Source organism: Paenibacillus sp. p3-SID867 (assembly GCF_025142895.1).
Taxonomy (GTDB): domain Bacteria; phylum Bacillota; class Bacilli; order Paenibacillales; family Paenibacillaceae; genus Paenibacillus_AQ.
This window is the reverse complement of sequence record NZ_JAMBDM010000032.1, coordinates 39,156-45,847: the sequence shown is the minus strand read 5'-3', so window position 1 is coordinate 45,847 and position 6,692 is coordinate 39,156. Positions and strand designations below refer to the sequence as shown.

The 6,692-nt window shown below is 48.2% G+C and carries 8 protein-coding genes; all 8 read left to right on the top strand.

All coding sequences use genetic code 11. The features are described from left to right. On the top strand, window positions 1–1,106 hold a 1,106-nt coding region (locus M4D81_RS32855), incomplete at its 5' end, for a helicase-related protein (RefSeq protein ID WP_260069449.1). Between the two features lie 633 nt (window positions 1,107–1,739). Beyond that, window positions 1,740–2,186 carry a ComF family protein gene (locus tag M4D81_RS32850; protein WP_235613074.1) on the top strand — a complete coding sequence of 149 codons (447 nt, stop codon included), beginning with the start codon at window positions 1,740–1,742 and terminating at the stop codon, window positions 2,184–2,186. A gap of 113 nt (window positions 2,187–2,299) precedes the next feature. Next, window positions 2,300–2,710, top strand: a complete 411-nt coding sequence (locus tag M4D81_RS32845; protein WP_260069448.1) for a TIGR03826 family flagellar region protein — start codon at window positions 2,300–2,302, stop codon at window positions 2,708–2,710. Window positions 2,711–2,797: 87 nt separating this feature from the next. After that, complete coding sequence (gene flgM, locus M4D81_RS32840; RefSeq protein WP_015737724.1) at window positions 2,798–3,094, top strand: flagellar biosynthesis anti-sigma factor FlgM; 297 nt, start codon at window positions 2,798–2,800, stop codon at window positions 3,092–3,094. Beyond that, window positions 3,091–3,591 carry a flagellar protein FlgN gene (locus M4D81_RS32835; protein ID WP_260069447.1) on the top strand — a complete coding sequence of 167 codons (501 nt, stop codon included), beginning with the start codon at window positions 3,091–3,093 and terminating at the stop codon, window positions 3,589–3,591. Before flgM ends, M4D81_RS32835 begins: the two co-directional genes overlap by 4 nt. Before the next feature lie 18 nt (window positions 3,592–3,609). Further along, on the top strand, window positions 3,610–5,184 hold the full coding sequence (gene flgK / locus M4D81_RS32830) for a flagellar hook-associated protein FlgK (RefSeq protein WP_260069446.1): 1,575 nt from the start codon (window positions 3,610–3,612) through the stop codon (window positions 5,182–5,184). Between the two features lie 12 nt (window positions 5,185–5,196). Then, entirely contained in the window at window positions 5,197–6,090 is an 894-nt protein-coding gene (flgL, locus tag M4D81_RS32825) for a flagellar hook-associated protein FlgL (RefSeq protein ID WP_071219803.1), read from the top strand. 12 nt (window positions 6,091–6,102) lie between these two features. Continuing rightward, window positions 6,103–6,678, top strand: a complete 576-nt coding sequence (locus M4D81_RS32820; protein WP_071219802.1) for a DUF6470 family protein — start codon at window positions 6,103–6,105, stop codon at window positions 6,676–6,678. The last annotated feature ends 14 nt before the right edge of the window (window positions 6,679–6,692 follow it).

Genomic DNA, 6,692 nt, shown 5'->3' with positions numbered 1-6,692 from the left:
CAGCCTTGGGCCGGTGGGGGCTTAGCGCAGCGCAGAGCGCCGCCGCTGGCGCTGCGCTGCGGTTTTTGGCGGAGCCGCCCGAAGGGGGCTCCGCGGGGCCCGCCCGGTTTCTCATCTGGGCGGTGACCGGTGCCGGAAAGACTGAAATGATCTTTCCGCTGCTGCAGTCTATTCTGGATGCGGGTGGGCGCGTGCTGGTTGCCGCGCCAAGACGGGACGTGGTGCTGGAGCTGGCGCCACGTTTATCCAAGGCTTTTCCCGAAGAGACGGTGGTCACGTTATACGGGGGAAGTCCGGATCGATGGAAGCGTGGGAGCATCACACTGGCAACAACGCATCAACTGCTGCGCTTCAAGAGGGCTTTTGACCTGGTGGTGATCGACGAGATTGATGCCTTCCCGTATCATAATGATCCGATGCTGGATTACGCTGCCAAAGGCGTTTGCAAAATAGGAGGGAAGTATATCTACCTATCAGCCACTCCGCCAACGCCATTACAGCGTGAGGCGTCTGCAGGCAGATTGCCTCACGCCAAAGTCCCGGCACGCTTCCACGGTCATCCGTTACCCGTTCCACAAAAGCTGAAAATCTTGACGGTGAACCGCTGTCTACAGGAAAAAAAGCTTTCCCCACTCTTGGTTCGCAGTCTGAGCGCATCTCTATCCCGCGGTGCTCAAGTGTTCCTGTTCGTTTCCCGCATCAAGCATATTGATCCTATTCTGAAGCTGCTTCGCAAGGCGATTGCCAACATGCCGATTGAAGGGACTTCATCTATCGATCCGGAGAGGGCAAGCAAAGTGATGTCTTTTCGTAACCGGGAGATTCGCTTGCTCGTGACAACGACCATTCTTGAACGCGGGGTAACGGTTCCGAAGAGTGACGTGTTTATTTTGGATGCAGACAGTGAGCTTTTTGACGAAGCTGCATTGATTCAAATGGCCGGCCGCGCGGGCCGATCCAAGGATGATCCGGCAGGACGGGTGGTTTTTGCTGCGCCCCAATGGACTCGGAGCCAAAGCACGGCAGTCCGGCAAATCAAGGCAATGAACAGAATCGCCCGTAAGGGTGGGTATTTACGGTCTGTTCAGGAACTGGTGAATGACTAGGGGATTGAGCGGACATGAGTTTGTAGCGCATGAATATTGAATCTCGGGAGTCCTTTAAGTTTCCAACACTATAGTGAAAAAAATCTACTGAGCTGATATCGGCGGTCCCGGAATAGTGATGACAATATATTCGCGTTGTTGTTTTGTAGTCTTTTTACCCGTTGAGTGATGTCTATCATTCTTTATTCTATCTCTCTTAGAAAGGAAGGAGCATAATTGATTTCAAACGCCTTTAGCCATTTACTCGGACATATGCATCGTTTGCTCAAACCAATTGACGAAACCTGTCTCGCTTGTGGAAAAACAGGTTCATTCACCCGGGAACTTCCGGGCATATGCCGTGCCTGTTATCGGAATATCCCCTGGATTATGAGACCTAAATGTTGGCGTTGCGGAAGGGGAATCGGCTGCCCCGACTGTACTCGTTTAGGAATGAACGATCGAAGCTTTGTTTTGAACCGAAGTGCGGTAACCTACGGTACACAGATGAGAGAGTGGTTGGCTCAGTACAAATATAGGGGGAATGAACGTTATGCTCCTCTTTTGATAGAGATGATGCTGCGGGCATACGCAATGCTCCATCGGGAAGTAAATATCCATTTGGGCAATAAGGGGTCACGGAAATCTAGTAACATGCCATGGAGTGTACATGCCGTCACTTCGGTTCCGGTCAGTGAGGAAAGGCTTCAGGAGAGGGGCTTCAATCAAGCGGAGGTACTTGCACAGGGGCTTGCGCTTAGAATTAAGGTGCCTTATGTACGGATGTTGGAACGTAGACGTCACACGGACAAACAGAGCTTCAAAAACCGGATGGATCGGCTGAAGGATATGGAGGGTGTATTCGGTGCATTGCAGGATGGACCCGATATGCTTATGTCTATTATAAGTAATCAGGCCGCAGAGCATACTCGTTCCGAAGTGGGAGCATCTCTGTTCAAAGGACCATTCCGTATGCTTTTGATTGATGATATCTATACAACCGGAAGTACGATTAATGCTTGTGCGCAGGTTTTGCGGAGATGCGAATCCCTTATGGAAATGCCCGTAGAGATCTATAGTTTAACTTGGGCTCGTTCGTAAATGATTAAAATAGGAAAAATGTGTGGATTCTGTTACCGAATGATAGACGTAAGCCCTCAGATAATGTAATCTAGGGGTATCAAAGGTTCTATGTGGCATGGAGGTTGTTGAGCATGAATTTGGGGAATTGCCCTCGGTGCGGCAAGTTATATACGGTGAATATTCGGGAAATGTGTCCTGAATGCATGAAAGTGATTGAGAAGGAATATGAGAAATGCGCAACCTTCCTGCGTGAGCAAAAAGGCGCAACCATCCATGAGGTATCTGAGGCTACGGAAGTATCTGTGCGGCAGATTACGAAGTTTATCAAGGAAGGCCGGATCTCGATTGCGAACGCGCCGAACCTGGCGTATCCTTGCGAAGTGTGCGGAACGTTGATTCGCGAGAGCAATATGTGCGAGTCCTGCCGGACGCGATTAACGAGGGAGTTAAGACAGGCGGCTGCTGGCGACCAGGAAAATCAGCCTGGGTCCCGCAAAGACAGAGAGACTTACAGTGCAGTCGATAAACTGCGCAAATACTAACTTTTGAACTATTAACAATGTTTCATATCCGGCCGATAAACTTAGTAAAGCTTATCGGTCTTTTATTTTAAGTGAGGTGAATAGGGCGTGAAGATTAACGAATCGGGACGTGTGAACGGCATCAATTCGTATCAACGGAATATTGAATCTCGGGAGATGCAGCATATCGATAAGAAGAAACGCCGTAAGGATGAAGTATCAATCTCCCCGGAGGCGATGGAACTGAGTGCACAGAGTAAAGTACAGGATCCGGAACGCGCGGAGAAAATCCAGCGTTTGAAGGAAGCTGTAACCAACGGCACATACGAAGTGCCGGTTGATCGTTTGGCAGACAAATTGCTCCCGTATTTTCAATCCTACAATAAATCAGGTGAGTCCAAGTGAGTGCTAGGTCCATAATCGAATATATGAAGCGTCAGGATGAGCTGCATCAGCAGCTCATAGAGGCAGGGAAAGATAAAAGGCAAGCCATTCTGGATAATGATGTGGAACGTCTTACAGCGGTCATGACCAAGGAGAACCGCCTGCTGAAGCAGGTGGCGGAAACGGAAGCGCTGCGTCAAGGTGCCGCAGATGATTTTTTGCGTGAGAAGGGCATCCGCTCCCAGCTTCAGCTGACGGTTACTGAGATGACTCGTCTTGTATTTAACCCGGAGGAAAAAACTGAGCTGCAAGATGTTCAGCAGCAATTAATGGACAGGCTCATGGAACTGAAAGAGCTGAATGCGATTAACCGAGAGCTCATTGAGCAATCCCTAGCGTTCATTGATTACAGTTTGAATTTGTTAGTTAGTCGTCCGGAGGATGATTTGCTCTATCAGCATCCGAAGCATCAGAATCCTGCCGGCAAGGGCCGAAGCATGTTTGATACCAGGGCATAAGCAGAAAGGAAAATGTAGATGAGATCCACATTTCATTTGCTCGAAATCGGAAAGAGGGGCTTGATTGCCCAGCAAGCTGCAATTAACACAGCTGGTCATAACGTCACGAACGCCAATACGCCAGGTTACTCTCGTCAGACTACCCGCCTGGTTGCATCGAATCCGATTGCATTCCCAGGAATGCAGCGATCCCAAGCCGCAGGACAGCTTGGAATGGGCGTAGAAGCGGAGAGCATTCAGCGGGTACGGGACTTTCTATTGGATATCGAATACCGCAATCAGAACACAAATTTGTCGACATGGAGCGTTCAGCAAGAGACGCTTTCGAATATTGAGGGGATTTTTAACGAGCCTTCGGACAGCAGCTTGAGCGCAAGTATTGCCGAGTTCTGGACGGCATGGCAAACGCTCAGTAAGAATCCAAGCGACACCGACTTGTCTGCCCGTATGGCGGTTCAGCAGAAAGCGATCGCTTTGACGGAGACGTTTAACCATATTTACTCTCAATTGGATACACTCAGTAATAACTTGACTTCCCGCATCGACACCAAGGTAGCGGAGGCTAACAACTATATTGAGCAAGTGGCGGAATTAACCCAGAGTATTAAGCGGATCGAGGGTCTTGGCGATAATGCAAACGATCTGCGGGATAAACGAGATTTGCTCGTTGATCAGTTATCATTACTCGGGAATGTGAACGTAACGGAGACAGGTGACGTTTATCAAGTGACGTTTGGCAACCAGGTCGTGGTTGATGATATGACGTCCACACCGATTACGAACGCGATTGCCGGCGCATTGACCGGCGGGGAGATCGCTGGTTATGTGACCTCCCGTGATGTGCATGTTCAAGGATATATCACCCAGCTGAACATTATGGCCAACACACTGGCTACAGGCAAAGTGGAAGTGACCCTGCCGGCTGGAACGATACTTCCACCAGGCGTGAATATTCCGAATGCTGTTATGGATGCGAATAATCCTCGCAAGCTTGCCCAGGATACGAAGCATACTGTAGACGGCCTCAACGGATTACATAAGTTGGGTTATACCCTTAATGAGCCGGCCACAACCGGTGGCGACTTCTTTGTATCTGCTAACGGCGGGCCAATTACCGCTGGTAATATGAGATTAAGCCAGACGATCCAATCCGATCTGAAGAACATCGGGGCCTCTCTCCGGACAGAAATGAAGACTGATCCAACGACTGGTACGACCTCCGAGGTGGTTTTAAAAGGGAACGGCGGCATGGCGCTTCTGATTGCGCAACTGTCAGAACGTACGTTTAATTTCAATCCGAATAACAACAATGGTTCAGTAACGGACATCACGAATTTTGAAGGATATCTGCAGTCCGTTATCTCCAAATTGGGTACGGACAGCAGCAATGCCATCAAGATGGTGGAGAACGGCACGTTGTTGGTGGAGCATGCAGATACACTCCGTCTGTCGATTAGCAGTGTATCACTTGATGAAGAGATGTCGGATTTGATCCGGTTCCAGCATGCTTACAGCGCATCATCACGTGTTGTCACTACGATTGATGAAATGTTGGACAAATTAATTAACGGTACCGGCGTCGTCGGCAGATAGGAGGAATAAGTCATGCGCATAACCCAATCCATGATGACTAGCTCCATGATGAGCGGCTTGCAAGGCAACTATCGCAGACTGGATAAATATCAGGAGCAAATGATGACCCAGCGCCGGATTAATCGTCCTTCCGACGATCCGGTGGGTGTAGCCAGTGCGCTCCAATACCGTGGTCAAATCACTGCTACAACGCAGTTTGAGCAAAATGCGGATGATGCGGATGCATGGTTAAAGTATGGAGATACGGTAATGACCGAAGTTACACAGATTATCCAAAAGCTTTCGGAGCTGGCGGTTCAGGGTGGAACGGATACTGTGCCGAAGGATGCCAGGGAAAACATTGCCGCTGAGGTGGATCAGTTATTCCAGCAGCTGGTTTCTCTCGGTAATTCGCAATTCAAAGGGAAGTATATTTTTAATGGTGAGAGAACCGATGAAAAGCCATTCCCTGATGACCCAACCCAAACCTCATATGCTTTGGATGATGGCGAAGTAAGGTATCAAGTTGGTGCTGGAATTACAGTGTCTGTGAACACTTTAGGAGAGCAAGTGTTTGGAGCATATGGAGACACTTCGGGAATATTTGCTGTGGTAGATAATCTTAAGAAGGCACTGCTTGCTGATGATACAGCAGGTATTCAAAGTGCCATACCTTCACTGCAGAAGAATCTCGAGACAACAATTACTGCCCAAGCGGAGATGGGCGGTAAACAAAATCGTCTGGAGTTTACGCTTAGCAGGCTTGGAGATCTTAATTTAAACTACATGGATTTACAATCAAAAGTGGAAGACGCAGATATCTCCAAAGTTATTATAGATCTCAAGACTTCCGAGAGTGTTTATCAGGCTTCTTTAGATACCATGGCTAGAATTATTCGTCCGAGTTTGTTGGATTTCCTAAGATAAAGGAGGGTATGCATGAATATCCCCCGAATACAAATTCAGCAAGGATACTCACAGATTGGCCTTCAATCCACAAAGGGCCAACAGAGTATAGAGCAGCCTAGACCATCCATAAATATGACCCAGAAGAAGGCCATCCTAGAGGTGGAGCAAGCTAAGGGAACATTGGAGATTGATTCACGCAAGGCGTGGTCGGCGTTAGGCAAGGCTCGCTTTGAAGAGGTTACGGATAGAATAGCACAATCTTCTCTTCAGATTTCAATGCAGAACATTGGAGAGATAGCCCAGAACGGGGACCGTATGATGGCTACTCATGAGGGCGGTAATGTATTTGCAGAAATTGCGAGGAATAACGTATTCAAGGAACGTCCAAGGGTCGAGCTAACCGGTGATCCTGGATATGATAATGTAGACGTTACTTATATTCCTGGTCAAGTGAAAACTAACTATATTCCAGGTGGAGTTAGCTTTAATCCCGAGATCCATAAACCAGTAGTTGATTATTATCCCGGCAAGGTTAACCCATATTTAATAAATCAAAATTTTATATTTATGTCGGCAACAGGTAAACAGCTTGATGCAGTTGTCTAGTTGTAGATATACAA

Excerpts from the sequence above, each read along its gene's own strand:
- M4D81_RS32845 (WP_260069448.1), top strand. The coding sequence starts at position 2,300 with ATGAATTTGGGGAATTGCCCTCGGTGCGGCAAGTTATATACGGTGAAT.
- M4D81_RS32820 (WP_071219802.1), top strand. The coding sequence starts at position 6,103 with ATGAATATCCCCCGAATACAAATTCAGCAAGGATACTCACAGATTGGC.
- M4D81_RS32850 (WP_235613074.1), top strand. The coding sequence starts at position 1,740 with ATGCCATGGAGTGTACATGCCGTCACTTCGGTTCCGGTCAGTGAGGAA.
- flgK (WP_260069446.1), top strand. The coding sequence starts at position 3,610 with ATGAGATCCACATTTCATTTGCTCGAAATCGGAAAGAGGGGCTTGATT.
- flgL (WP_071219803.1), top strand. The coding sequence starts at position 5,197 with ATGCGCATAACCCAATCCATGATGACTAGCTCCATGATGAGCGGCTTG.